The sequence below is a fragment of the Streptomyces poonensis genome, assembly GCF_014650915.1.
GTDB lineage: Bacteria > Actinomycetota > Actinomycetes > Streptomycetales > Streptomycetaceae > Streptomyces > Streptomyces poonensis.
This window is the reverse complement of record NZ_BMVW01000004.1, coordinates 379,546-403,973: the sequence shown is the minus strand read 5'-3', so window position 1 is coordinate 403,973 and position 24,428 is coordinate 379,546. Positions and strand designations below refer to the sequence as shown.

24 protein-coding genes and 1 riboswitch are annotated in these 24,428 nt (G+C 71.7%); of the genes, 4 read left to right on the top strand and 20 right to left on the bottom strand.

Annotation, left to right across the window (positions count from 1 at the left end; genetic code table 11):
• Positions 1-290: 290 nt before the first annotated feature.
• The 8 genes from IE242_RS14680 to IE242_RS14645 all read right to left on the bottom strand — a co-directional run bounded on the left by IE242_RS14680 (position 291) and on the right by IE242_RS14645 (position 7,094).
• Complete coding sequence (locus IE242_RS14680; protein ID WP_189859155.1) at positions 291-746, bottom strand: PH domain-containing protein; 456 nt, start codon at positions 744-746, stop codon at positions 291-293.
• 85 nt (positions 747-831) lie between these two features.
• Positions 832-1,689, bottom strand: coding sequence for an ATP phosphoribosyltransferase (hisG, locus tag IE242_RS14675; RefSeq protein WP_189859153.1), 858 nt, complete (start codon positions 1,687-1,689; stop codon positions 832-834).
• Positions 1,690-1,736: 47 nt separating this feature from the next.
• Positions 1,737-2,009, bottom strand: coding sequence for a phosphoribosyl-ATP diphosphatase (locus IE242_RS14670; RefSeq protein WP_030577467.1), 273 nt, complete (start codon positions 2,007-2,009; stop codon positions 1,737-1,739).
• 34 nt (positions 2,010-2,043) lie between these two features.
• Positions 2,044-2,529, bottom strand: coding sequence for a 6,7-dimethyl-8-ribityllumazine synthase (ribH, locus tag IE242_RS14665; protein WP_189859151.1), 486 nt, complete (start codon positions 2,527-2,529; stop codon positions 2,044-2,046).
• Between the two features lie 39 nt (positions 2,530-2,568).
• Positions 2,569-3,849 carry a bifunctional 3,4-dihydroxy-2-butanone-4-phosphate synthase/GTP cyclohydrolase II gene (locus IE242_RS14660; RefSeq protein WP_189859282.1) on the bottom strand — a complete coding sequence of 427 codons (1,281 nt, stop codon included), beginning with the start codon at positions 3,847-3,849 and terminating at the stop codon, positions 2,569-2,571.
• Between the two features lie 77 nt (positions 3,850-3,926).
• On the bottom strand, positions 3,927-4,562 hold the full coding sequence (locus IE242_RS14655) for a nicotinamide mononucleotide transporter family protein (RefSeq protein WP_189859149.1): 636 nt from the start codon (positions 4,560-4,562) through the stop codon (positions 3,927-3,929).
• A complete protein-coding gene (locus IE242_RS14650) occupies positions 4,559-5,161 on the bottom strand; it encodes a riboflavin synthase (RefSeq protein ID WP_189859147.1) in 603 nt (200 codons plus the stop codon). Before IE242_RS14650 ends, IE242_RS14655 begins: the two co-directional genes overlap by 4 nt.
• A gap of 165 nt (positions 5,162-5,326) precedes the next feature.
• Positions 5,327-5,457, bottom strand: a riboswitch (FMN riboswitch).
• A 362-nt stretch (positions 5,458-5,819) separates the two neighbouring features.
• Complete coding sequence (locus IE242_RS14645) at positions 5,820-7,094, bottom strand: ROK family transcriptional regulator (RefSeq protein ID WP_189859145.1); 1,275 nt, start codon at positions 7,092-7,094, stop codon at positions 5,820-5,822.
• A gap of 199 nt (positions 7,095-7,293) precedes the next feature.
• Between IE242_RS14645 and IE242_RS14640 the strand changes: the two genes are divergently transcribed.
• Entirely contained in the window at positions 7,294-8,517 is a 1,224-nt protein-coding gene (locus IE242_RS14640; RefSeq protein WP_189859143.1) for an MFS transporter, read from the top strand.
• Here the strand turns inward: IE242_RS14640 and IE242_RS14635 are convergent.
• On the bottom strand, positions 8,477-8,953 hold the full coding sequence (locus tag IE242_RS14635) for an acyl-CoA thioesterase (RefSeq protein WP_189859141.1): 477 nt from the start codon (positions 8,951-8,953) through the stop codon (positions 8,477-8,479). The two genes, IE242_RS14640 and IE242_RS14635, sit on opposite strands and share 41 nt — an antisense overlap.
• A gap of 170 nt (positions 8,954-9,123) precedes the next feature.
• On the opposite strand from IE242_RS14635, the gene IE242_RS14630 reads away from it, so the two are divergent.
• The 3 genes from IE242_RS14630 (at position 9,124) to IE242_RS14620 (ending at position 12,400) form a co-directional block, all read left to right on the top strand.
• Positions 9,124-10,548 (top strand): uracil-xanthine permease family protein, encoded by a 1,425-nt coding sequence (locus IE242_RS14630; RefSeq protein ID WP_189859139.1) that lies wholly within the window; start codon positions 9,124-9,126, stop codon positions 10,546-10,548.
• 177 nt (positions 10,549-10,725) lie between these two features.
• A complete protein-coding gene (locus IE242_RS14625; protein WP_189859138.1) occupies positions 10,726-11,400 on the top strand; it encodes a DUF5995 family protein in 675 nt (224 codons plus the stop codon).
• A gap of 70 nt (positions 11,401-11,470) precedes the next feature.
• Entirely contained in the window at positions 11,471-12,400 is a 930-nt protein-coding gene (locus tag IE242_RS14620) for an LLM class F420-dependent oxidoreductase (protein WP_189859136.1), read from the top strand.
• A 34-nt stretch (positions 12,401-12,434) separates the two neighbouring features.
• Here IE242_RS14620 and IE242_RS14615 read toward each other — a convergent pair whose 3' ends face one another.
• The 11 genes from IE242_RS14615 to IE242_RS14565 form a co-directional block, all read right to left on the bottom strand.
• Positions 12,435-14,129, bottom strand: a complete 1,695-nt coding sequence (locus IE242_RS14615) for a flavin monoamine oxidase family protein (protein ID WP_189859134.1) — start codon at positions 14,127-14,129, stop codon at positions 12,435-12,437.
• Between the two features lie 71 nt (positions 14,130-14,200).
• Complete coding sequence (locus IE242_RS14610; protein ID WP_189859132.1) at positions 14,201-15,007, bottom strand: carbon-nitrogen hydrolase family protein; 807 nt, start codon at positions 15,005-15,007, stop codon at positions 14,201-14,203.
• Between the two features lie 157 nt (positions 15,008-15,164).
• The gene (locus IE242_RS14605) at positions 15,165-16,376 is read right to left on the bottom strand and encodes an MFS transporter (protein WP_189859130.1); all 1,212 of its coding nucleotides are present in this window, start codon (positions 16,374-16,376) and stop codon (positions 15,165-15,167) included.
• A 194-nt stretch (positions 16,377-16,570) separates the two neighbouring features.
• A complete protein-coding gene (locus IE242_RS14600) occupies positions 16,571-17,020 on the bottom strand; it encodes an Lrp/AsnC family transcriptional regulator (protein ID WP_189859128.1) in 450 nt (149 codons plus the stop codon).
• 10 nt (positions 17,021-17,030) lie between these two features.
• A complete protein-coding gene (locus IE242_RS14595; protein WP_189859126.1) occupies positions 17,031-18,497 on the bottom strand; it encodes an amino acid permease in 1,467 nt (488 codons plus the stop codon).
• A gap of 361 nt (positions 18,498-18,858) precedes the next feature.
• Positions 18,859-20,301, bottom strand: a complete 1,443-nt coding sequence (locus IE242_RS14590) for a GuaB1 family IMP dehydrogenase-related protein (RefSeq protein ID WP_189859280.1) — start codon at positions 20,299-20,301, stop codon at positions 18,859-18,861.
• Positions 20,302-20,408: 107 nt separating this feature from the next.
• The gene (locus IE242_RS14585) at positions 20,409-20,786 is read right to left on the bottom strand and encodes a barstar family protein (RefSeq protein ID WP_189859124.1); all 378 of its coding nucleotides are present in this window, start codon (positions 20,784-20,786) and stop codon (positions 20,409-20,411) included.
• Positions 20,787-20,931: 145 nt separating this feature from the next.
• Positions 20,932-21,975 (bottom strand): sugar-binding transcriptional regulator, encoded by a 1,044-nt coding sequence (locus tag IE242_RS14580; protein WP_189859122.1) that lies wholly within the window; start codon positions 21,973-21,975, stop codon positions 20,932-20,934.
• Positions 21,976-22,195: 220 nt separating this feature from the next.
• On the bottom strand, positions 22,196-22,882 hold the full coding sequence (gene rpe / locus IE242_RS14575; protein WP_189859120.1) for a ribulose-phosphate 3-epimerase: 687 nt from the start codon (positions 22,880-22,882) through the stop codon (positions 22,196-22,198).
• Positions 22,883-23,246: 364 nt separating this feature from the next.
• Positions 23,247-23,726, bottom strand: coding sequence for a hypothetical protein (locus IE242_RS14570; RefSeq protein WP_229858923.1), 480 nt, complete (start codon positions 23,724-23,726; stop codon positions 23,247-23,249).
• Positions 23,720-24,313, bottom strand: a complete 594-nt coding sequence (locus IE242_RS14565) for a TIGR03086 family metal-binding protein (protein ID WP_189859118.1) — start codon at positions 24,311-24,313, stop codon at positions 23,720-23,722. Before IE242_RS14565 ends, IE242_RS14570 begins: the two co-directional genes overlap by 7 nt.
• Positions 24,314-24,428 lie beyond the last annotated feature (115 nt).

Here is a 24,428-nt window from a genome sequence, read left to right as displayed (position 1 = left end):
ACCGGGAGCGGATACGGCAGGAGCGGTGGCGTGGGGGGACGCCTCCGGCACCAGAGTAATCAAGACAGCGGCCTGTACGGCAGGGTCACATGCCCTGATCCGTCCCTGAACATCCGGTGGCCTCGCCCCTGAGTCCGCCCTGGGCATCCGGTGGCTTCGGCATCGAGCCGGCCCCGACACCCGGTGCATCAGCATCCGCGTCCGCGTCCGGCCCCGACCCGACTCACGGCCGTCTCACGGCCGTCTCAGGGGCCGGCTGAGCGAGCGGCTCAGGACCGGCCCGGACCGGCTCAGTCCTCGCGCGGCTCGCGCGCGGCGGTCCCCCGGGCCTCGGTGAGCGCCCGCAGCGCCCGTGCGTCCTCGATCGCGTGCTGCTTGGAGATGCCCGGCTGGATGCCGAGCGCGGGCAGGCTGGTGCCGTCGCTGAGGTCCAGGAAGACCCAGGGGTCGCCGGGACGGAGGTTCACCCGGAGGATCTCCGCCCAGGCGAGGCGCCGCTTGCCCGCGATGTTCACGACGGTCACCCCGGACTCGTCCGCGACGACCTTGGGCCGGGCGAGCAGGAACAGCACACCGGCGAGCAGCGCCGCGGTGAACACGAAGCTGAGGCGCTCCCCCGTGCCGAGCTGTTCCAGCAGCAGCGCGACGGCCGTGATCACCACGAAGATCGCGACACCCGCGGTGTGCAGGACGGCACGGGTGCGACCCGGCCGGAACGTGACGGGGAGGGCAGGCAGATCCGACATCGGGAAACGGTTCCTCGAACCTCTGGAGAGGGACGGGCTCGCAGGGCGCGGGCGGGAGCGGACGGGGTACGGACGGCGGCCGGGCTCAGAGCCGGCAGGCGTGGATGGCCGTGGTCAGGATGGCCCGGGCACCGATCTCGTACAGGTCGTCCATGATCCGCTGGGCCTCCTTGGCCGGGACCATCGCGCGGACGGCGACCCAGCCCTCGTTGTGCAGCGGGGAGACGGTGGGCGACTCCAGGCCCGGAGTGAGCGCGACGGCCTTCTCCAGCTGCTCGACGCGGCAGTCGTAGTCCATCATCACGTACGTCCGGGCCACCAGGACGCCCTGGAGGCGGCGCAGGAACTGCTGGACCTTCGACTCGGCGGTCTCATCGGTGTCCGCGCCGGTACGGCGGATCACGACCGCCTCGGACTTCATGATCGGCTCGCCGAAGACCTCCAGGCCCGCGTTGCGCAGCGAGGTGCCGGTCTCGACGACATCGGCGATGACCTCGGCGACGCCCAGCTCGATGGCGGTCTCCACGGCGCCGTCGAGGTGGACGACGGCGGCGTCGATGCCGTTGTCGGCGAGGTGCTTGGCGACGATGCCCTCGTACGAGGTGGCGACCGTCATGCCGGAGAGGTCCTCGAGGCCCTTCGCCGTGCCCGGCTTGGTGGCGTAGCGGAAGGTGGAGCGGGCGAAGCCGAGGGGGAGGATCTCCTCGGCGTCGGCACCGGAGTCGATGAGCAGGTCGCGGCCGGTGATGCCGATGTCGAGGCGGCCGGAGGAGACGTAGATCGCGATGTCGCGGGGGCGGAGGTAGAAGAACTCGACCTCGTTCTCCGGGTCGACGATGCGCAGTTCCTTGGACTCGCGGCGCTGCTGGTACCCGGCCTCATGCAGCATCTCCGCCGCAGGGCCGGACAGTGAACCCTTGTTCGGGACGGCGATGCGCAGCATGAGTGGGGCTTCCTTCGGGTGAGAGGGGTGTACGGGGGAACGGGTGCTTACAGGTGGGCGTAGACGTCGTCGAGGGAGATCCCGCGCGCGACCATCATCACCTGGACGTGGTAGAGCAGCTGGGAGATCTCCTCGGCGGCGGCGTCCTTGCCCTCGTACTCGGCGGCCATCCAGACCTCGGCGGCCTCCTCGACGACCTTCTTGCCGATGGCGTGCACGCCCTTGCCGACCAGTTCGGCGGTGCGCGAGGTGGCGGGGTCGCCGTGGGTCGCCTTGTGCTGGAGCTCGGTGAAGAGCTCCTCGAACGTCTTATTGGACATGGTGAGCCCTACCCTACGCGCACCCTCGGGTGTCTCAGCGCCAGGGCTCGGATACCGAGCGGAGCGTGGCGGCGGTCGCCACGGCCGCGGTGACCGCTTCGTGCCCCTTGTCCTCGGTGGAGCCGGGCAGGCCCGCGCGGTCCAGGGCCTGCTCCTCGGTGTCGCAGGTCAGCACGCCGAAGCCGACGGGCACCCCGGTGTCGACGGAGACCTGGGTGAGGCCCTGGGTGACGCCCTGGCAGACGTAGTCGAAGTGGGGGGTGCCACCGCGGATGACGACGCCGAGGGCGACGATCGCGTCGTACCCGCGGCCCGCGAGGACCTTGGCGACGACGGGGAGCTCGAAGCTGCCGGGGACCCGGAGCAGGGTCGGCTCGTCGATCCCCAGCTCGTGCAGGGCGCGCAGGGCGCCCTCGACGAGGCCGTCCATGACCTTCTCGTGCCACTGGGCCGCGATGACCGCGACGCGCAGGTCGCCGCAGTTGCGTACGGACAGTTCGGGTGCGCCCTTGCCGCTCACGTCTCTCCTAGGGGTGTCGCTGCTTGCCGTTTTCGTTCGTTACTGGTTGCCGCAGGTGGACGCGGAGCCCGTGTCCAGCCAGGGCAGGTCGTGCCCCATCCGGTCCCGCTTGGTGCGCAGGTAGCGGAGGTTGTGCTCGCCGGCCTGGACGGGCATCGGCTCCCTGCCGGTGATCTCCAGGCCGTGGCGGGTGAGCGCCTCGGTCTTCTCGGGGTTGTTGGTCATCAGGCGCAGGCTGCGTACGCCGAGGTCCTTGAGGATCTGGGCGCCCGCGGCGTAGTCCCGGGCGTCGGCGGGCAGGCCGAGCTCCAGGTTGGCGTCGAGGGTGTCACGGCCGCGCTCCTGGAGCTCGTACGCGCGCAGCTTGGACAGCAGGCCGATACCGCGTCCCTCGTGGCCGCGCAGATAGACGACCACGCCCCGGCCCTCGGCGGCGATGCGCTCCAGCGAGGTCCCCAGCTGGGGGCCGCAGTCGCAGCGCAGGGAGTGGAAGACGTCGCCGGTCAGGCACTCGGAGTGGACGCGGGCGAGGACGTCCTCGCCGTCGCCGATCTCGCCGTGGACGAGGGCGACGTGCTCGACGCCGTCGACGGTGGAGCGGTAGCCGTACGCGGTGAACTCGCCGAACGCGGTGGGCAGGTGGGTCCTGGCCTCGCGGCGGACGGTGGGTTCGGAGGTGCGGCGGTAGGCGATCAGATCCTCGATGGAGATGATCGTCAGGCCGTGCCTGCGGGCGAAGCGGAACAGTTCGGGCAGGCGCAGCATGCGCCCGTCCTCGCCGGCGATCTCGACGATGGCGCCCGCGGGACGCAGTCCGGCGAGCCGGGCGAGGTCGACGGCGGCCTCGGTGTGGCCGTTGCGCACGAGGACGCCGCCGGTACGGGCGCGCAGCGGGAAGATGTGCCCGGGACGGACGAGGTCGCCCGCCTGCGCCGTGCCGCTCGCCAGCAGCTGGAGCGTGGTGGCGCGGTCGGCCGCCGAGATGCCGGTGGTGACGCCGTGGGCGCCGGACGCGTCGACCGAGACGGTGAACGCGGTCCGCATCGACTCGGTGTTGTCGCTGACCATCTGCGGCAGGTCGAGGCGGTCCAGTTCGTCGCCCTCCATGGGCGCGCAGATCAGGCCCCGGCACTCGCTCATCATGAAGGCGACGATCTCCGGGGTGGCCATCTCGGCCGCGATGACGAGGTCGCCCTCGTTCTCCCGGTCCTCGTCGTCGACGACCACGACGGGGCGGCCGGCCGCGATGTCCGCGATGGCCTGCTCCACCGGGTCGAGGGTGAGGCCGTCGAGGCTGTCGGTGCTGTAGAGGACCCGCATCGAGGGCTTGGTCTCGGGTTCCTCGGGGAGGGGGCTGCTGGTGCGCTCTCGGGGCGGCGCGGGCGACGGGCGGGCGGTCATGCGGGGGCTCCTTCCATGGCGGGCTGCCGGGAGCGCAGCCACCAGTCGCGCATGCCCCACAGGACGAGCGCGCCGTAGATGACGTAGACGAATCCGGAGAAGGCGAAGCCGTTGGCGAAGTTGAGCGGGACGCCGACGACGTCGACGAGCAGCCAGGCGAACCAGAACTCGACCATGCCGCGGGCCTGGGCGTACATGGCGACGACGGTGCCGACGAATATGTACGCGTCGGGCCAGGGGTCCCAGGACAGCGCCGGGTAGGCGGTGAACAGCGCGCCGACGGCGAGGGTGCCGAGCGCGGCGGCGGCGACGAGCCAGGCGCGCTCGCGCCAGGTGGCGAACCGTACGGCGATGCCGCCGTCCTGCGCCTGGCCCTTGCCGCGGTTCCACTGCCGCCAGCCGTAGACGGCGACGAGCATGACGACGATCTGCTTGCCCGCGCTGCCGGAGAGGTGGGCGGTGGCGAAGGCGGCGAAGAGGACGACGCCGGACAGGAACTGCACGGGCCAGCTCCACACGGAGCGGCGCCAGCCGAGCGCCAGGCCGATCAGACCGATGACGTTGCCGATCATGTCCGACCACTTGATGTGCTGGTCGAAGAGGACGAAGGCCTCGGAGTTGAGCCAGTTCACTTGTCTGCCCCCTGTCCCGCGAGCAACCGCTCGACGTACTTGGCGACGATGTCGACCTCGAGATTGACAAGATCGCCGCGCTGCTTGTTCCCGAGCGTGGTGAGGGCGAGCGTGGTGGGGATCAGGCTGACGGTGAAGTGGTCGGCGCCGGCGTCGACGACGGTGAGGCTGATGCCGTCGACGGTGATGGACCCCTTCTCGACCACGTAACGGGCCAGGTTCGCGGGGAGTGAGATCTTCACGATCTCCCAGTGCTCGGACGGCTCGCGCTCCAGGATCTCGCCGGTGCCGTCGACATGGCCCTGCACGATGTGGCCGCCGAGCCGCGCGCCCACGGCCGTCGGTCGCTCCAGGTTGACGCGGGAGCCGACCCCGAGGGCACCGAGGCTGGAGCGCTGGAGCGTCTCCGCCATGACATCGGCGGTGAACTCGTCGCCCTCGTGCTCCACGACGGTGAGACAGACGCCGTTGACGGCGATGGAGTCGCCGTGCCGGGCGCCCTGCGTCACGAGGGGGCCGCGCAGGCGGAAGCGGGAGGAGTCGCCGAGGTTCTCGACGGCGGTGATCTCACCCAGCTCTTCGACGATTCCGGTGAACACTTCCCGGGTCCTCCTGCCTCATGGGGCTCGGATCGGACTCCGGGGCTGTCGAAAGACGACAGATGTCAGCGAAGCTGCGGCACACAGGCGACGACGCCGCGTGAGAGGCCCGTCCCCTGAAGGGCGGACCGACAACAGACGGCGGCGCGCACGTATGCCCGCCCGCCGCGCACTGCCTCCCATCCGGACTTTAACCGTCGGTCCAGGAATTTCACCTGGTCAACCGGCCGCTGGAAGCGACCGGGTCGCGGACTGTAACCGCCGGTTCGGACTTTCACCGACCCCGGAGTGCGCTGCTTCTGGTACATGGCCAGTGTGCCACGCCTGATCGGCACCCAGAGAGCCGGCTGCTGTGGAGTGGCTCACAGACCGTGCCGCCGGGCTTCCCCGGGGGCCGATGAAAGGGCCAACTAGGAGGACGGCAAGCCCTCTTGAGTACCTGAACGACGCATGACGGCGCACGACGATGCGTTCTTCCGCATCACTCCTCGGCAACCGATCCGGACCCATTGACCAATTGGTCTAGTCCTTTTAGGGTCTGCGATCACGGCATCCGCCCCAGAGCGGCCCGGCGGCGGTGACGAAGGCCCTTGCCCCGCCGCCGGGTCTTCACCACGGCGAGGTTCCCGTCAGCTGCTCCGTACGTACGAGCCAGGTCCTACGCCCGTTCCTCAGGTCTGGACGACGGCGCGAAGAGCTCGTCCTGGGCCGCCTCCCGGGCCATCAGCAGCGCCCCGCGCACGACGGCGCCGCCACCGAGTTCGCTCACCCGCACCTCGGCCGACAGCGGTGACATCCGGAGCAGCCGCTCCTCGACACGAGCGGCGAGGACGGCGCCGCCCGCCTGCCCGATCTCGCCGCCGAGCACGACACAGCCGGGGTCGAGGACGGCGACGACGGAGGCGGCGCCGACGGCGATCCGCTCGGCCAGGGCGTCGAGGAAGCCGGAGGCGGCGGAGCTGTCCGGGCCATCTCCATGACCACTCCCATGACCATCCCCATGACCCACCCGGTCCGCCCGGTCCGCCCCTCCCCCGGCCGCGCTCACGGCCTCCCCGACCAGCTCGGCCGCATACGGTCCGGTGGCCGTGCGCCGCGCTCTCAGTCCGTGTTCCTCCGCCAGGCGCACCACGGCCGCGTCCGCCACCAGCGCATGGAAGCCGCCCGCACAGTCGGTCGCCGAGGGCAGCGCCCCCGTACCCGGCACCGGCAGGAAGCCGATCTCGCCCGTACCGCCGGAGGCTCCGCGCCGCAGGCGCCCGTCGAGGACGACGGCCGCCCCCGTCCCCATGCCGAGCCAGAGCAGCACGAACGTGTCGCGGTCGCGGGCCGCGCCGTCGCGCTGCTCGGCGAGCGCGGCGAGGTTGGTCTCGTTCTCCACGAGCACGTGGGCCGTGAGGCGCTCCCCGAGGGCCGCGACCAGGCTGCGGTGCCATGCGGGCAGCCCGGTGGAGTCGCGGAGTTCGCCGGTGCCGGGGTCGATCAGGCCCGGCGCGCCGATGCCGACCGTGTGGAGCCGGTCGGCGCCCGCCTCCCGGGCCGTGCGCTCCACCAGCGCCACCGCCCGCTCCACCGCGGGCCCGGTGCCCGTGCCGTCGGCGACCGGCAGGGACGCCCGGGCGAGCTCCGTGCCCAGCAGGTCGCAGACGACGACGGTGACGCCCTCGGTGCGTACGTCGAGGGCGGCCAGGTGGGCACGGTCGGCGACGATGCCGTACAGGCGCGCGTTCGGGCCGCGCCGCTGCTCGCCCGACTCCCCCACGACCGCGATCAGTCCGGCGGCCGTGAGCCGCTCCACGAGGTCGGCGACCGTCGGCCGGGACAGGCCGGTGAGCTGCTTCAGCTGGCCGGCCGTCAACGGGCCCTCCTGCTGGAGCAGGCGCAGGGCGAGCCGGTCGTTGATGACCCGGGCGGTGCTCGGTGATGCGGGCATGCCGGGATCCTCCCAGGTCGGCGGGGCACCAAACAGGGGGGTCACCGGGTTGCTGCCGGGCGACCGATCAGGCGGCCGATGTGCCGTCTATCTATTAGGAAGCCTTCCTGATAGTTTACGCGCGGCACGGCCCCGAGGGGTGCACCGAGAGGGCGTACCCCGGATGCGGTCGGCCGGAGGTGGGGAGGATGACAGAAGCATGAGCGAAGTGGCCTACGATCCGCGCACCGTGCGGCGCGCCCGCTACGCCGTGGCCGCCGTGTTCGCGGTGCACGGCGCGGTCACCGGGTCGTTCGCGACGCGGGTCCCCTGGATCCAGGACCACGCGGAGGTCGGCGCGGGCCAGCTGGGACTCGCCCTCGCCTTCCCCGCGCTCGGCGCGTCCGTGGCCATGCCGCTCGCGAGCCGGATCAGCCATGTCCTCGGCGCCCGTACGGCGCTGCGCGTGCTGATCGCGCTGTGGACGCTCGCCCTGACCCTGCCGTCCCTCTCGCCGAACCTGTGGACGCTGTGCCTGGCGCTCTTCGTGTACGGCGCGACCGCGGGCATGGCGGACGTCGCGATGAACGCGCTCGGTGTCGAGGTGGAGGCCCGGCTGCACAAGTCGATCATGTCCGGGCTGCACGGCATGTGGAGCGTGGGCGCCCTGATCGGCTCGGCGGCCGGCACGCTCGCCGCGCACCTGGGCTCGGACGCCCGGCTGCACCACGCGCTGGCCGCGGCGGCCCTCACGGTGCTGGGGGTGACCGCCTGCCGGTGGGTGCTCGACCTCCGACCGGCGGAGGACGAGGAACCGCCGCCCCGCTTCGCGCTGCCGCCCAGGTCCGCGCTGCTCATCGGCGCGGTCGGGTTCTGCGCGGTGTTCGCGGAGGGCGCGAGCCTGGACTGGTCCGCGGTCTACCTGGAGGACCGGCTCGGCACCTCGGCGGGTCTCGCTGCGGCGTCCACGACCGGCTTCATGCTGACCATGGCGCTGGCCCGGATCGCGGGCGACACCGTCGTGAACCGCTTCGGCGCGGTCCGTACGGTGCGCGTCGGCGGGGTGCTGGCGGTGCTCGGCGGACTGCTCGTCGTCCTGGCGGACCACCCGGCGGCGGCGATGGCGGGCTTCGCGCTGCTCGGCCTCGGCATCGCGGTGGTCGTACCGCTGTGCTTCGCGGCGGCCGGGCGCAGCGGCCCGAATCCGGCCCAGGCCATCGCGGGCGTCGCCACCGTCACGTACACCTCGGGTCTGGTGGCCCCGAGCGCGATCGGCACGCTGGCCCAGGCGACGAGCCTCGTGGTGTCGTTCGGGCTGGTCACGTTTCTGGCGGGCGGGCTCGCCGTCTTCGCGGGCGTACTGCGCGCCGGCGACCGGAACCGGGACGGGACCCGTCCGGAGGTCAGCTCTCCGGACGCAGCAGTTCCCGGCCCAAGGCCCTGAACCGCTCGCTCCACGGCGTGGGCCGCAGGGTGGTGGCGTCCAGCCGGACGAGGACGCGGCTGCCCTGCGCGTACGTCACCGCCCCGTCGGCCGAGCAGAACCGGAACCCGTACGTCAGGCCGGTGTTCCCGAGCCGCTCCAGCCACAGGTGCACGGCGTACGCGCCCGGCCGGTCCACCGGCGCCTCGTAGCTGATCCGCAGCTCCCGGACCGCGTTGCAGAAGTCCCCCGCCGCCTCCCAGTCGCCCGCGTACCCGACGAAGCCCCGCTCCTGCCACAGCTGCGCCCAGGCCCGCTCGACCATCACCGGGTAGCGGGCGTTGTGCAGCAGGCCGAGCGCGTCCAGGTCGTCGAAGTGGACGGTGACGGGGACCAGCCGGCCGTACTCGGGGGCGGACGGATGAGCGGCGGGCGCGGTCGGGGCTTCGGCGGTCATGGGCGGGACTCCAGCGGACGTACGGAATGAGCGGCTCCATCCTAAGCGGTCGCTCATCTCCGCAGGCCGGACCCCTGAGCGGACGCTCAGAACGAAGCGGACGCTCAAGGTCCTTTTTGCCGTGACAATGTTCCGGACAGACGCACGCACGACGAAAGCGAAACCCCACCATGGATCTCGGCGTCCGCTGGAAGCTGCACGGAGACGGGCGCACCCCCGCGCCCGGAGCGGTCGTCCGCCCCGACGAACGGCTCTCGTGGCCGCGCACCGCCGGGCTCGGCGCCCAGCACGTGGTCGCGATGTTCGGGGCGAGCTTCGTCGCGCCCGTCCTCATGGGCCTCGACCCCAACCTCGCGATCATGATGTCGGGCGTCTCGACCATGATCTTCCTGCTCGCCACCCGCGGCCGGGTGCCCAGCTACCTCGGCTGCTCACTGTCCTTCGTGGGCGTCGCCGCGGTGATCCGCGCGCAGGGCGGCAGCAGCGCGACGGTGACGGGCGCGGTGTTCGTCGTCGGTGCCGCGCTGTTCCTGGTGGGACTCGCCGTGCAGAAGTTCGGCGCTCGGATCATCCACGCCGCGATGCCGCCGATCGTGACCGGCGCGGTCGTCATGCTCATCGGCTTCAACCTCGCCCCGGTCACCGCCGCCACCTACTGGCCGCAGGACCAGTGGACGGCGCTGCTGGTGATGCTGTTCACCGGACTGGCGGTGGTCTGCCTGCGCGGTTTCTGGTCCCGGATCGCGATCTTCCTGGGCCTGATCTTCGGGTACGGCATCTCGTGGGTCTTCGACCTGGTCTTCGGCAAGATCAACTCGATGGACGCGAGCGGCAAGGTCACCGACCACTGGCGGCTCGACCTCTCCGGCGTCGGCGACGCGGCCTGGATCGGCCTGCCCGACTTCCACGGCCCCACGTTCGAGTGGTCGGCGATCCTCGTCGCGCTGCCGGTCGTGATCGCACTGGTCGCGGAGAACGCCGGGCACGTCAAGGCGGTCGGCGAGATGACCGGCGACAAGCTGGACGACAAGCTGGGCACGGCGATCTCGGCGGACGGCGTGGGCTCCATGCTCTCCACGGCGCTCGGCGGCCCGCCCAACACCACGTACTCCGAGAACATCGGCGTCATGGCGGCGACCCGCGTCTACTCGACGGCCGCGTACTGGGCGGCGGCGGTCTTCGCGCTGCTCTTCGGCCTGTGCCCGAAGTTCGGCGCGGTCGTGGCCGCGATCCCGGGCGGCGTCCTCGGCGGCATCACGGTCATCCTGTACGGCATGATCGGCCTGCTCGGCGCCCAGATCTGGATCAACGCCAAGGTGGACCTGCGCAATCCGCTGAACCTGGTGCCGGCCGCCGCGGGCATCATCATCGGCGTCGGCAACGTCTCCATGGACTTCACCGACAACTTCTCGCTGAGCGGCATCGCGCTCGGCACGATCGTCGTCATCACCGGCTACCACGTACTGCGGGCCCTGGCCCCCGAACACCTGAAGACGCAGGAGCCGCTGCTGGACGAGGGGACCTCGTCGTACGACTCGGGCGCGGACCCGGACGGCCCGGGTGAGAGCACCGGCTCCCGGCGCACCAGGCCGTAGGCGCGCCAGGCCGTAGGCGCGGCCGGGCGAGAACCTGCCCGCCGCACCCCGGCAGCCGTCGGACTCGCCCGGCAGCTCGATCCACGGACGGGCGTCGGCACGGCTCCGTTCCCCCGTTCCGGGGAAGCGTCCCGCACGGCGGCTCCCCCGTCGGCGCGGGGCTGGGACTCTGCCCCCATGACGCGGTTCGACCCTCTCACCACTCCTGTGGACACGGTCCTCTCCCGCATGCGTGCCCTGGACGCAGCCCTGCCGCGGCGGGACGGGGTCGCGGTGTTCAACCGCGTCTATCTCGCCGTCACCGAGGCGGTCGACCGGCACGTGGACGCGGGACGCTTCCCGGACGCCGAGGCCGCGATCACGCTGGACGTACGGTTCGCCGAGCGCTATCTGACCGTGGCCGAGGGACGTCACCCGCCCGCCTGCTGGCGGCCGCTGCTGCAGTTCCGGCGCCACCCCGGCGTACGTCCCCTGCAGTTCGCGCTCGCGGGCATCAACGCGCACATCGGGCACGACCTGGCGCTCGCCGTCGTCGACGCCTGCCGGACGCTCGGCTGTGCGCCCCCCGAGCTGGAGGACGAGTTCGACCGCGTGGGAGACATCCTCGTCTCGCTGGAGGAGCGCATCCGCGAGGACCTGATGCCGGGTCCCGACCTGCTCCAGATCGCCGATCCGCTGACCCATCTGCTCGGCGCGTGGAGCCTGGAGCGGGCGCGCGACGCCACCTGGTCGGCGGCCCGGGCGCTGTGGGCGCTGCGCGGACTGCCGGATCTCGCCGAGGAGTTCGCCGGGCGCCTGGACACGGCGGCGGGCTTCGCGGGCCGGATGCTGCTCACACCGCTGCCTGACTGATATAGCCCTCAACTTCCCCTCCGCGGAGGTACGTTCGAGGCCCGGACCTCTTCGCGAAGGAGCGCAGGGCATGGCGACACGACTCGGACTCGGTCTCCCGCAGATGCGGCAGTACGACCTCGGCAAGGACGTTCCCGACGTGGCCCGGACGGCCGAACGGATCGGTTACGAGAGCCTGTGGGTGTTCGAGCGGATCCTGTTCCCCGAACCGGCGACCCAGGGCCTGTACGGCATCGAGGGCCTCCCCTGGCCGGACCAGTACCGCGGGGTGGCCGACCCCCTGGTCACCCTCACGCTCGCCGCCTCCGCCACGGAACGGGCCGCCCTCGGCACGAGCGTGCTGGTCGCCCCGCTGCACGGGCCGTTCCAGCTGGCCAAGGCGCTGGCCTCGCTGGACGCGGCGAGCGGCGGCCGCGTCGTCGCGGGCCTGGGCACGGGCTGGTCCCTCGACGAGTACGCGGCCGCGTCGGCACGGCCCTTCGAGGAGCGCGGCCGGGTCCTGGACGAGGTGATCGGGGTGTGCCGTGCGGTGTGGGGCCCCGATCCGGTGACATACGACGGGGAGCACACGAAGATCGCGTCCGCCGTGGTCGGGCCCAAGCCCGCCCGGCCGATCCCGATCCTGCTCGCCGCGAACACGCGGAGGGCGCAGATCCGGCTCGTCGACCGGGCCGACGGCTGGCTGCCGGTCGGCATGGGCGTCGAGCAGATCACCGCGCAGTGGCGGGCGCTGCGGGATCTCGCCGCCGAGCGCGGACGTACGGAGCCGCTCCGTACGGTGCTGCGGGTCAACACGCAGTACAGCGCCAAGCCGTACTCCGGCGCCGACCGCCGCCCCTTCCAGGGCGACGCCGACCAGATCGTCGAGGACCTCGCGGCCCACGCCGGTATCGGCCTGGAGGAGATCCTCATCGATCTGCAGGGCTCCACGCGCGACGCCCGGGAACTCGAAAACGTGGCGGCCGAGGTGTACGAGAAGGCGCGGGCGGCCGGGGTCTGAGCCCGCCGGCCGCCCCTGTCCGTCGGACCCCGGGTCAGTCCTCCGGCAGTTCCACCGGCGCGATCTCGTCGTACACGTCGCCGGGCCCGGGGTTGGACGGGTCGGTCGTGCCGCCGAAGTGGTGCATGACGCCCCAGACCGCGTTGAGCGCGGTCTGGACGGCGCCCTCGGCCCAGCCGGCCGTCCAGGAGATGTCGTCGCCGGCGAGGAAGATGCCGCGCTTGTCCTCGGGCAGCCGGTCCTGCACGAAGTGCGTGAACAGGCGCCGCTGGTAGCGGTAGTGGCCGGGCAGGTTCGCCTTGAACGCGCCCATGAAGTACGGCTCGTTCTCCCAGGACACGGTCACCGGGTTGCCGATGATGTGCTTCCGGATGTCGACCTTCGGATAGATCTCGCCGAGCGACTTCAGCATCACCTCCATCCGCTCGTTCGCGGACAGCGGCAGCCACTTCAGGCTGTCGTCGCACCAGGTGTAGGAGAGGCAGATGACGGCGGGCCTGTCCGGGCCGTCGTCGAGCAGGTACGTCCCGCGCGTCATCCGGTCCGTCAGCGTCATCGACATGACGTCCCGCCCGGTGTCCTCGTCCTTGTCCAGCCAGAACGGCCGGTCGACGGGCACGAACAGCTTGCTGGACTCCATGTAGTGCGTGCGCTCGATGGCGGTCCAGTGGTCGATCGGGAAGAGCGCGTCGTCACAGGCGATCTTCGACAGCAGCATCCAGGACTGAGCGGTGAAGATCGCCGCCTGGTACGTACGGATGTCGCCGTGCGCGTCCGTCACGGTGATCCGGTTGCCCGCGGTGCGGTGCAGCCGGGTGACGGCCGGGCGGGGCTCGCCCCCCTCGTGCAGCGCGGCCAGCGAGGTGCCGTACGGCCAGTGCACGATCTTCTCCGGCTCGCGCTCCCACAGCCGCAGCGGGAGCTGCTGGGAGCCGCCGACGATGCCGCGGTGGTGGTCGTCGGCCTCGGTGTAGACGACGCGGAGGATCTCCAGGATGGAGTTCGGGAAGTCGGTGTCCCAGCCGCCGGTGCCGAAGCCGACCTGGCCGAAGATCTCCCGGTGCCGGAAGGACTTGAAGGCCGGCGAGTCGCAGAGGAAGCCGTAGAAGGTCTGGTTGTCGAGCTTCTCGACGAGCCGGGACCAGATCTCGCGGATCCGCGGCACGTCGCGCTCCCGCATCGCCCGGTTCATGTCGGAGAAGTCGGCACCCTCCTCCAGGCACCGCGCCCAGGCGTCCGCCACGTCCCGGTAGACCTGGGGCAGGTCGGCGAGGGTCTCGGCGTAGTGGGTCTCGCCCTTGAGGTCGACGACGGTCGAGGGCGTGGCCGGCGAGAGGGGGTTCGGGAAGGGCCGCGTCTCCAGCCCCACCAGGTCGATGTAGCGCTGAAGGGCCGTGGAGGACGGCGGGAACCGCATGGCGCCCATCTCGGCGGTCAGCGACGGGTCGCAGCCGTCGAAGCCGACGGTGCGCAGCCGCCCGCCGATCCGGTCGGCCTCGTACACGACGGGCTTCAGGCCCATCTTCATCAGCTCGTACGCGGCCACGATGCCGGACAGCCCGCCGCCGATGACGGCGACCTCGGTACCGTGCTCGGTCGCGGGGACCTGCCCGAGGCCCGCCGGGTGGGCGAGGAAGTCGTCGTACGCGTACGGGAAGTCCGGGCCGAACATGGTGATCGGCGGCTGGGCGTCGGTGTGCTGGACGGCGTTGGGCACCGTGGACGTCATGGGGTGCGGACTCCTTGCACGAAGAACCGGGGAGCTGACAAGCGTGTGGGGAGGAACGGACCGTTACCGCGTCACCGTCGGGCGAGCGATCCGTAGAGACCGGGCCTGCGGTCCTCCAGATACGGGTTCGCCCTGCGCGAGGCGGCCAGGAACTCCGCGTCGACGTCGGCGAACACGAGGTCCTCGCCGCGTCCGGCGCGGGTGCGGGCGACCCCGTCCGGTCCGGCGAGCGTGGAGAGCCCGACGAAGTCGAACTCGCCCTCCCGGCCGACCCGGTTGACGTACGCGATGTACATCTGGCTCTCGAAGGCGCGCACCGGGACGAGGCTCTCGGCGACGAACTGGAAGGGGTGCATCTGCGCCGTGGGCACGAGCAGGAGGTCCGTGCCCGCGAGGGCGTGGGCGCGGACGTTCTCCGGGAACTCCACGTCGTAGCAGATCATCAGGCCGACGCGGAGGCCGTTCAGCTCCGCCTGGACGACCGGCTGCTCGCCCGGGGTGAAGTGGTCGCGTTCGAAGCAGCCGAAGAGGTGGGTCTTGCGGTAGTCGGCGAGGCGGGCGCCGTCGGCGGAGACGAGCTGCACGGAGTTGAAGACCGCCGCACCCTCGTCCGTGCCGGCCCGCTCCGGGTAGCCGTAGGCGATCGCGAGGCCGTGCCGTCCGGCGATCTCCGCGACCGCGTCCGCCGACTCGCCGTCGGCGGGCTCGGCCAGCCGGCCGACGCCGTCGCCGATCGCGTACCCGGTGAGGAACATCTCCGGCGCGACGAGCAGCCCGGCCCCGGCGGCCGCGGCCCGGCCCGCGGACTCGTCGAGAACCTTCAGGTTCCCGGCGACCGAGCCGGGGCGGCCGGAGCTCTGGAGCAGGGCGATGCGCATGGGTGGTCCTCACCGGTACGTACGGGGCGAAAATCAAGCGAAGGGGAAGGGCCGACGGGCCAGATAGACCGTACGGTCGGGCCGTTCGGCCGGACAAGCGGGAGCCGTTGCGCACCGGTGGGCGAATCGTTGCGTGCTCAACCGGTCCGGCGGCGATTCATTGCGTGTCCCCGTCGGCCCTCCGTCGAACCACCAGCAGCAGAGCAGTGACCAGGTACGGCAGCGCGAACACGGCGAAGGCCGAGCCGTGCGTCAGGTGCGACGCGGCCACCCCGTAGGCGCCGTACACGCAGATGGTGGTCAGCTCGGTGCCCACCCCGGCCACCGAGGTGAGGGTGGCGCGGCCACTGCCCTCGATGCGCCGCTGCAGCCGGGCGTCGGCCAGCACGTGCGCCAGCTGGAAGCCGCCGAAGGCGAGGGCCACCAGCGTGATGCCGACCGGTGTCCCCGCCGCCGCGCCCGCGGCCAGGGCCACCGCGGAGCCCGCGAGCAGCGCGGCCAGCCCGGTGCCGTCGAGGCGCTCCCCCGCTCCGGCCAGCAGACCGCCGGCCGTGGCTCCCGCCCAGACGAGGAGCAGCAGCCAGGGAACGGTGGTGTCGGCGACGCCGGTGTCGCGCACCAGCAGGGGTGTGTACTCGTCCAGCGCGCCCCACACGGCGGCGACGGCCGGCACGAGCAGCAGCGCGCCGCGCACGGACCGGTTGCCTCGGGCCTCGGCGAGACCGGCGCGCAGGGTGGCGGCCCAGCCGTCGCCCGCACCGCGGTTCTTCTCGCCGTCCCGGTGCTCGGGGAGCCGGGCGGCGAGCGCCGCGGTGAGCAGGCAGGCGAGCACGCTGGCCAGCCCCACGGCCCCGTATCCGCCGAGGGCGAGGACCGGTCCGGCCAGCCCCATCGCCCCCATCACGCCCAGCAGCCCTGCGGCCTGGGCGCGGCCCATGACGCGGGCGTAGCGGCCGGCCGCGCCGAGCCGGTCGAGCTCCTCGTGGACGAGCGCCTCCAGCGCACCGGTGCCGAGGGCCCCGCGCACGCCCCACAGCACGAAACCGGCGGCGAAGGCCCAGTACGAGGGGAACAGCACCCATAAGCCGAAGCCCACGGCGCCCAGCAGCGGCCCGATCCACAGCAGCAGACGCCGCGAGACCGTGTCGGCCCAGACGCCGGACGGGACCTCGAGGAGGACACCCGTCAGGGACCAGAGGACGAAGAGGGAGGAGATCTGCCCGACCGAGAGACCGGTGTCGGCGAACAGCAGCGCGTACACCGGGTAGAGCAGGACGAGGTCGTCGAGGAACGCATAGCCGTACAGCGTGGCCGTCAGCCGCCGGACTTCGGTGCCGGTGCCGGGCACACGCGCAGGTGAGAGAGTCATGAGGCCTTCCCGTAGGGACAACATCTCGGACGCCGGAGTACGGCGTTCCGAGGCGGTCCTCGGGAGGCGGGGTCACGGGATCAATGTCGCCAGGTCATGGGACGGATGGTAGGCATCCGCGCCCGTTCCGCCCAGCGAATTAAGGAAGCCCCTGGCGCCCGGCAGGGCGACAGGGGCTTCCCCACACCGGGCTCTCACGCACCCCCGGAGGAAAACCTCCGCAACAGCGGCGACAGCACCAGCACCGACTTCGTCCGCTCCACGAACGGCTCCCCCGCGATCCGCTCCAGCACCCGCTCGAAGTGCCGCATGTCGGAGGCGAAGACCTGGACGATCGCGTCCGCGTCACCGGTGACGGTGGAGGCGGACACGACCTCCTGGTACCGCTCGAGCCCGCGCTGGATCGTCTCCGGCGAGGTGTTGCTGCGGCAGTAGATCTCGACGAACCCCTCGGTCTCCCAGCCGAGCGCGGCCGGGTCCACGCGGACGGTGAAGCCGGTGATGGCGCCGGTGGCGCGCAGCCGGTCCACGCGCCGTTTCACCGCGGGCGCGGAGAGGCCGACCAGCTGGCCGATGTCGGCGTAGGAGCGGCGGGCGTCCTCGGCGAGGGCGTGCACGATGCGTTCGTCGAGATCGTTCAGCACAGTGGGTCGATCACTCTTCGGGCGTGGCGGTGGCGAGACGGGACCGGCGGTAGCCGTAGCTGAAGTAGAACACGAGCCCGACCACCATCCAGATTCCGAAGACCATCCAGGTGACGGCGTCGAGGCTGGCCATCATCCAGACGCAGAAGAGGAACCCGAGCGCGGGCAGCAGCGGCGACAGCGGCAGCCGGAAGGTGCGGGGCATGTCGGGGCGGGTCCGGCGCAGGACGACGACGGCCACGTTGACGAGTGCGAAGGCGAACAGCGTGCCGATGCTGGTCGCGTCGGCCAGCTGACCGAGCGGGACCGCGGCGGCGAGCACACCGCAGAAGAGCGACACGATGACCGTGTTGACGCGGGGCGTGCCGGTCTTCGCGTGGACGCGCGAGAACGCCTTGGGCACGAGGCCGTCGCGGGACATGGCGAACAGGATGCGGGTCTGGCCGTACAGCACGGTCAGGACGACGCTGGCGATGGCGATCACCGCGCCGGCCGCGAGCAGCGTGCCCCAGAAGGCGTCCCCGGTGACGTCCTTCATGATCCCGGCGAGGGCGGCCTCCGAGCCGTCGAACTGCTGCCAGGGCCGCGCCCCGACCGCGACGGCGGCGACGAGGACGTACAGCACGGTGACGATGAGCAGCGAGAGCATGATCGCGCGGGGCAGGTCGCGCTGGGCGTTCTTCGCCTCCTCGCCCGCGGTGGAGGCCGCGTCGAAGCCGATGTACGAGAAGAAGAGCGTGGCCCCGGCGGCGCTGACGCCGGCCATGCCGAGCGGCATGAAGTTCTCGTAGTTGCCGGAGCGGAAGCCCTGGACACCGATCACGCAGAACAGCAGCAGCGCGGCGATCTTCACGACCACCATGATCGTGTTGGCGCGGGCGGACTCACGGGCGCCGCCGAGCAGGAACGCCATCGCGAGCAGGACGACGATCAGCGCGGGCAGGTTGAAGATGCCGCCGTCGCCGGGCGGGGCGGACAGCGCGTCGGGGATGGTGACACCGATGGTGCCGTCGAGGAGCTCGTTGAGGTACTCGCCCCAGCCGACCGCGACCGCGGCCACCGACACGCCGTACTCCAGCATCAGGCACCAGCCGCACACCCAGGCGATCAGCTCGCCCATCGTGGCGTACGCGTACGAGTAGGAGGACCCGGAGACCGGGATGGTGCCCGCGAGCTCGGCGTACGACAGGGCCGAGAAGAGAGCGGTGAGACCGGCGATCACGAACGAGAGCGTGACGGCGGGGCCGGCGTCGGGGACCGCCTCGCCGAGCACCACGAAGATGCCGGTGCCGAGGGTGGCACCGATGCTGATCATGGTGAGCTGCCAGAGGCCGAGGGAGCGGCGGAGCGAGCCGCCCTCACCGCGGCCGCTCTCCGCGACCAGCCGCTCCACGGGCTTGCGCCGCATCAGGCGGGCGCCGGTGGAGGACGGGGCGGATGAGCTGGAGAACTGCGAGGGTGCGCCTGGATCGAGCACGCGTCGGCTCCTTGATCGCTGCCGATGGAAAGGGGATGGGAACGGGCGGCACCCTTGTTCAGGCAGGGGCCCACCGAGCAGGGAGTCCCTGCCACGCCGCGTCGCCGCGGACGACCCTATGAGCTGCGGCTTCTCGGGCGGAATGCAGCAACCTTGCGCGTCTGGGCAAGATCGTTGCGTTCATCGGGGGCTGGTGCATGTTTGTTGCGCGGACCGTTTCGGGTGTTGCACGGCCTTCATACCTATGAGGACCACTGCATAACCACTGCATACTGTACAACCCTTTGCATACGAAACGGCCCCCGTCCTCCCGGAAACCGGGATGACGGGGGCCACATCCGCTGCGGACGAGGGGTGCCGCTCAGCTCCAGCTGGCGTGCAGCGGCTTGCCCTCGGCGTAGCCGGCCGCGCTCTGGATGCCGACGACGGCCCGCTCGGTGAACTCCTCCAGGGAGGCGGCGCCCGCGTAGGTGCAGGACGAACGCACACCCGCGATGATCGAGTCGATCAGGTCCTCGACGCCCGGGCGGTCCGGGTCGAGGAACATGCGCGAGGTGGAGATGCCCTCCTCGAACAGGGCCTTGCGGGCGCGGTCGTACGCCGACTCCTCGCTGGTGCGGTTGCGGACCGCGCGCGCGGAGGCCATGCCGAAGGACTCCTTGTACAGGCGCCCGTCGGCGGCCTGCTGGAGGTCGCCGGGGGACTCGTAGGTGCCCGCGAACCAGGAGCCGATCATGACGTTGGACGCACCGGCGGCCAGCGCCATCGCCACGTCGCGCGGGTGCCGGACACCGCCGTCGGCCCACACGTGCTTGCCGTACTTCTTCGCCTCGGCCGCGCACTCCAGGACCGCCGAGAACTGCGGGCGGCCCACGCCGGTCATCATCCGGGTGGTGCACATGGCGCCGGGGCCGACACCGACCTTGATGATGTCCGCGCCGGCCTCGATGAGGTCCTTGACCCCCTCGGCGGCGACGATGTTGCCCGCCACGATCGGCACCTGCGGGTCGAGCGCCCGCACGGTCCGTATCGCGCTGATCATCGACTCCTGGTGGCCGTGCGCCGTGTCGATGACGAGGGTGTCGACGCCCGCGTCGAGCAGCTGCTTGGCCTTGCCGGCGACGTCGCCGTTGATGCCGACGGCGGCGGCGATGCGGAGGCGGCCCTTCGCGTCGACGGCCGGGGTGTAGAGAGTGGCGCGCAGGGCGCCCTTACGGGTGAGGATGCCCGCGAGCCGGCCGTCGGCGTCCACGGCGGGCGCGTAACGGCGGTTGGCGGCGTCGAGGGTGTGGAACGCCTCGCGCGGGTCGATGTCCGCGTCGAGCAGGAGCAGGTCCTTGGACATGACCTCGGCGAGCTGCGTGAAGCGGTCCACGCCGGACAGGTCGGTGTCGGTGACCACGCCGATCGGCTTGTGCGCGTCGTCCACGACGACGCCCGCGTTGTGGGCCCGCTTGGGCAGCAGGGCGAGGGCGTCGGCGACCGTCTGGTGGGGGCTCAGCACGATCGGGGTGTCCAGCACCAGGTGACGGCTCTTGACCCCGGCGATGACGTCGGTGACGACCTCGATCGGGATGTCCTGCGGGATGACGACGAGTCCGCCGCGGCGGGCGACGGTCTCCGCCATACGGCGGCCCGCGACAGCGGTCATGTTGGCGACGACGAGCGGGATGGTCGTGCCCGTGCCGTCCGGGGAGCTGAGGTCGACACCCTGCCGGGAACCGACCGCGGAGCGGCGCGGCACCATGAAAACGTCGTCGTACGTCAGGTCGTACGCGGGCTGGATGTCGTTGAGGAAACGCACGTGCTGCACATCCCAGTCGATCAAAGGTGGCCCCCGGGCAGGTCCGCCAGGGGGAAGAGCACGTACTTCATTGTCCCATGGGGACCGGTATGCACACCCCTGAATGATCATCCAGGCTGGTCAGGGGCCTCCTTGGAGGTTCCTCCAAGAGACAGCACCACCTGGAGCGGGGTGCCGGTGCCGCTCCAGTGGCCGGCGGCGTCCGCGAAGACCTCCAGGGCGATGGTCCAGTCGTTCGGCGCGGCGCCGGCGAACCCCTGCCAGCCGGTGAGGACGACCAGCCGCCCGCGCGCGGGCGGAGCCCAGGACAGGTCGGTGAGACAGTCGGCGAGGGCGTCCCAGTTGTGGCCGAACCAGTCCGGCAGACCCAGCGCGCGGGCGCAGCGGTCCAGGAACGCGGGCTTGTCGGTGACGCCGCCCAGGTCCAGCTCGACATGGACCCAGCCTCCGGCGGCGAGGACCTGGGCGAGCGTGCCGTCGCTCATGTCAGCACCGTCCGGAAGAAGGCGTGTCACGTGGTGTAGTGATCATCGGTTCAGTACATCCCGCCGCCCCGGCCGGTGACAATACGCCGCGCCCCGCACTCCGAGTGACCGGCATACGGGGCGAGGCGTACGGGGGCGGGGCGCGTCAGGGACCGTCCGGGTCCGCGCGGTTCAGCGCCGGCTTGGGCGCGGGGCCCGCCATCAGCAGATGGTCGGCGGCCGAGGTGTCCGTGACCAGGCTGGTCACCAGGCCCGACCGCAGAACGGCGTCGATCGCGGCCGCCTTGCGCTGTCCGCCCGCGATCGCGACGACCTCGGGGATACGGCGCAGCTGGTCGGCCTTGACCGTGATGCACCGCTCCCCCAGGTCGCGCCCGACCCGGCGGCCCTGGGCGTCGAAGAGGTGCGCGGACATCTCGGCGGCGACCCCGAGGGACGCGTAGTGGGCGCGTTCCTCGTCGCTGAGCATGTCGTGCACCGTGGAGATGCCCGCCTCCCAGGAGCCGATGGAGACACAGGCGACCGTGACCTTGTCGAAGTACTCGAAGGCGCGGGCGATGCCGGTCTGGTTGCGCAGCGCGGCGGCGGTGGCCGCGTCGGGCAGCAGCATCGGCGCGTAGATGGGGTGGGCGTCGCCGCCCGACACCTGGGCGGCCCGGCGGACCGCCTCCACCGAGCCGCGCTCGGCCGTGCCCGCGTCGTACACACCCGTCAGCTGCACCACCGTGCACGGCGGCAGCCGGTCGAGGGCGGCCGCCATGTGGATGGTGGAACGCCCCCAGGCGAGGCCCAGGACATCCCCCTCGGTCACCAGTTCGCCGAGGAGGTCCGCGGCGACCTCACCGAGATTCTCCGGGTCGGGCGACTCCTCGGCCTCGGCCGGGGACTCCACGACCACGGCGTGCCTGAGGCCGTAGCGGGCGCGCAGCGCGTCGGAGCGCTCGGCGTCCAGCTCGGCCGGGACGCGGATCTCGATGCGGACGAGATCCCGTTCGAGGGCGGTCTCCAGGACCCGGGCCACCTTGAAGCGGCTGACGCCGAACTCCTCAGCGATCTGGATCTTGGACTTGCCCTCCAGGTAGAAGCGGCGGGCCATGGCCGCCGCCTGCACCAGCTCAGCGGGTCCCATCCGCATGGCTGACCGGCCCGCCGACATACCCGACACGGCCATCTCCTCACTGCTGTTCACACTCTGGATTCGCCGTTCATCCTTGCAGATCCCACGTGTTCGATCCGCCCGGATGCGAGGCGTTCACGTTCCCTTGGCCCACAGGTCGCCCGTCCACCGGCCCATCGGGTCCGCTGATCGAACGTTCCGGCGGCCGCGCCGGGTTCCCGACCGGCCGTTCCGCGGGTCGCGGAGATCCGGGGCGCTTCCCACAAATTTCAGTGCGCGCTCCCGGCGTGGATCAATGCGCGCACGCCCAGCCGGCCGCCGCCGTGGCCGCCCGCGCCCGCTCACGCAGCGCGCGGACCGCTTCCGCCGGGTCCTCGGCGCCGTACACGGCCGATCCGGCGACGAAGACGTCGGCGCCCGCCTCGGCGCAGCGCTCGATGGTGGAGGCGGAGACGCCGCCGTCGACCTGCAGCCACATCTCCAGGCCGTGCTTGGAGATCAGCTCACGGGTACGGCGGATCTTCGGCAGCATGATGTCCAGGAACGCCTGGCCGCCGAAGCCGGGCTCGACCGTCATGATCAGCACCATGTCGAGCTCGGGCAGCAGATCCTCGTACGGCTCGATGGGCGTCGCGGGCTTCAGCGCCATCGAGGCCCGGGCCCCCTTCGCCCGGATCTCCCGGGCGAGCCGCACCGGAGCGGCCGCCGCCTCGGCGTGGAAGGTCACCGAACCGGCCCCCGCCTCGACGTACCGGGGCGCCCACCGGTCGGGGTCCTCGATCATCAGATGGCAGTCCAGCGGCGTGTCCGTCGCACGGGCCAGGGACTCTACGACCGGCACACCGAGCGTGAGGTTGGGGACGAAGTGGTTGTCCATCACGTCGACGTGGAGCCAGTCGGCTCCCTCGACCGCCTTCGCCTCCTCGGCGAGTCGGGCGAAGTCGGCGGACAGGATGCTGGGGTTGATCTGCACGGCCATGCCCCAAGCCTCCCATGCCCGGGCCCGGGAGCTCTTCCGGGCCCGGCCCCGGTGGGTGCGGACCGGGTACGTTCGGGGCGCGGGCGCGGGCGCGGGCCGGAGGTCAGGCAGTCCGCCGAAGTGAGTTCTCGTTTCTGCTGGCTTTGATCGGTGCGCCGGTCCGATTCCCCAGCCTTCACCGGTGCGCCGGTCCGATCCTCCGGCCGTCACCGGTGCGCCGGTCCGATCCTCCGGCCGTCACCGGTGCGCCGGTCCGATCCTCCGGCCGTCACCGCCGCCCTGGTCCGATGCCTCAGGTGCGTCTCACTCATCAGCCGGTCCGGTCCTGTCTCATGATCTCGGCCCTTGAGCCGAGAGACCGGCGTCAGCGCCCTTCCCGTCGCGCCCCCCGTGCGGCACGGCGGCGATCGTCCGACAGCAGCCATACCTCCGCGTCCTGCCGGATCCGCGCCGCGTCGAGGCTCTCGTACTCCCACATCACCGACCTGATCGTGCCTCGCTCGCGGTACTCGTCCATGATCGCGACATGCTCCGGCAGGCGTACGAACTCCGCCAGGGCCCGCCGCCCGGTCCACACCGAGACCGATCCGCAGCGCCGGGCCGAAGGCGCGGCCCACAGCCACATGCCGACCGCTCCTTCGAGATGCGGCCAGCGGCGTCGCAACGCCAAGCCGCGACGCACGATGCCGGGCAGGTCCCGGTACGCATCGCTGGTGAAGTCGGTGACGCTGACGATCAGCGATCCGCTCACGCGACCGCGCATGCCGTTGTCGATGCCGTTCGCCGCGACGCGGTCGCCGAGGGAGTCCCCGGCCGGGCCCGGGCACCAGCGGCTCCTCAGCACGGCCCCGGCGTCCAGGACGGGTCGCGGCCGAGCAGGGCGAGCAACCGGTCGCCCGGCGGGGCGTCGTCCGGGACGGCGATCCGTCGGCGGAACGCGGCACCGGCCCCACGGCCCTCGTCCGGGACACGGGCGGCGACGCGCAGCGCTGCGGCGGTGAGTTCGGTGTCGGGCTCCCACGGGGCGCCGATCGTCACCGCGACGTCCCAGGCGTGCGCCACGTAGTCGAGCAGGTGGAACCCGATCGCTGTCCGTCCGGGAACGGCGAAGCCCTCGCCCACCTCCGGCAGCGCGAACCGCCGTTCCAGCACCTCCTCGTCCGCGAACGCCGCGGTCACCTCGCCCACCGACGCCTCGTACGCTCCGGCCGGGTCATCGCCGAGGTCGCCGCCGCGCCATACGGCCCACGGCTCACCCGCGCCGCGGGCGGAGGCGGCGAACCCCTCGTTCTGGCTGACCAGATGGCGCAGCAGGCCGTACAGGGTCCAGTCCGCGCACGGCGTGGCCAACCTCAAGTGGTCGGTCTTCACCCGGGAGACCACCTCCCCGGTCAGCGACAGCGCCTGGCGGTCCAGTCGTCGTATGTCCATGGCCGGAGCGTAGGAACACACAGCGGTTCAGCTCCAGAGCCAATAAGCTGCCGGATGATTGAGCCAATCGGCGGGCCGGAAGCCGACAACGGCCGGGGCGGAGACGGAGAGCCGA

Bases quoted from the DNA above. Each gene is read 5' to 3' on its own strand.
- IE242_RS14680 (WP_189859155.1), bottom strand. From the start codon at position 746: ATGTCGGATCTGCCTGCCCTCCCCGTCACGTTCCGGCCGGGTCGCACC.
- hisG (WP_189859153.1), bottom strand. From the start codon at position 1,689: ATGCTGCGCATCGCCGTCCCGAACAAGGGTTCACTGTCCGGCCCTGCG.
- IE242_RS14670 (WP_030577467.1), bottom strand. From the start codon at position 2,009: ATGTCCAATAAGACGTTCGAGGAGCTCTTCACCGAGCTCCAGCACAAG.
- IE242_RS14660 (WP_189859282.1), bottom strand. From the start codon at position 3,849: ATGCGGGTCCTCTACAGCACCGACAGCCTCGACGGCCTCACCCTCGAC.
- IE242_RS14645 (WP_189859145.1), bottom strand. From the start codon at position 7,094: ATGCCCGCATCACCGAGCACCGCCCGGGTCATCAACGACCGGCTCGCC.
- IE242_RS14640 (WP_189859143.1), top strand. From the start codon at position 7,294: ATGAGCGAAGTGGCCTACGATCCGCGCACCGTGCGGCGCGCCCGCTAC.
- IE242_RS14635 (WP_189859141.1), bottom strand. From the start codon at position 8,953: ATGACCGCCGAAGCCCCGACCGCGCCCGCCGCTCATCCGTCCGCCCCC.
- IE242_RS14630 (WP_189859139.1), top strand. From the start codon at position 9,124: ATGGATCTCGGCGTCCGCTGGAAGCTGCACGGAGACGGGCGCACCCCC.
- IE242_RS14625 (WP_189859138.1), top strand. From the start codon at position 10,726: ATGACGCGGTTCGACCCTCTCACCACTCCTGTGGACACGGTCCTCTCC.
- IE242_RS14620 (WP_189859136.1), top strand. From the start codon at position 11,471: ATGGCGACACGACTCGGACTCGGTCTCCCGCAGATGCGGCAGTACGAC.
- IE242_RS14615 (WP_189859134.1), bottom strand. From the start codon at position 14,129: ATGACGTCCACGGTGCCCAACGCCGTCCAGCACACCGACGCCCAGCCG.
- IE242_RS14610 (WP_189859132.1), bottom strand. From the start codon at position 15,007: ATGCGCATCGCCCTGCTCCAGAGCTCCGGCCGCCCCGGCTCGGTCGCC.
- IE242_RS14605 (WP_189859130.1), bottom strand. From the start codon at position 16,376: ATGACTCTCTCACCTGCGCGTGTGCCCGGCACCGGCACCGAAGTCCGG.
- IE242_RS14585 (WP_189859124.1), bottom strand. From the start codon at position 20,786: ATGAGCGACGGCACGCTCGCCCAGGTCCTCGCCGCCGGAGGCTGGGTC.
- rpe (WP_189859120.1), bottom strand. From the start codon at position 22,882: ATGGCCGTGCAGATCAACCCCAGCATCCTGTCCGCCGACTTCGCCCGA.
- IE242_RS14565 (WP_189859118.1), bottom strand. From the start codon at position 24,313: ATGGACATACGACGACTGGACCGCCAGGCGCTGTCGCTGACCGGGGAG.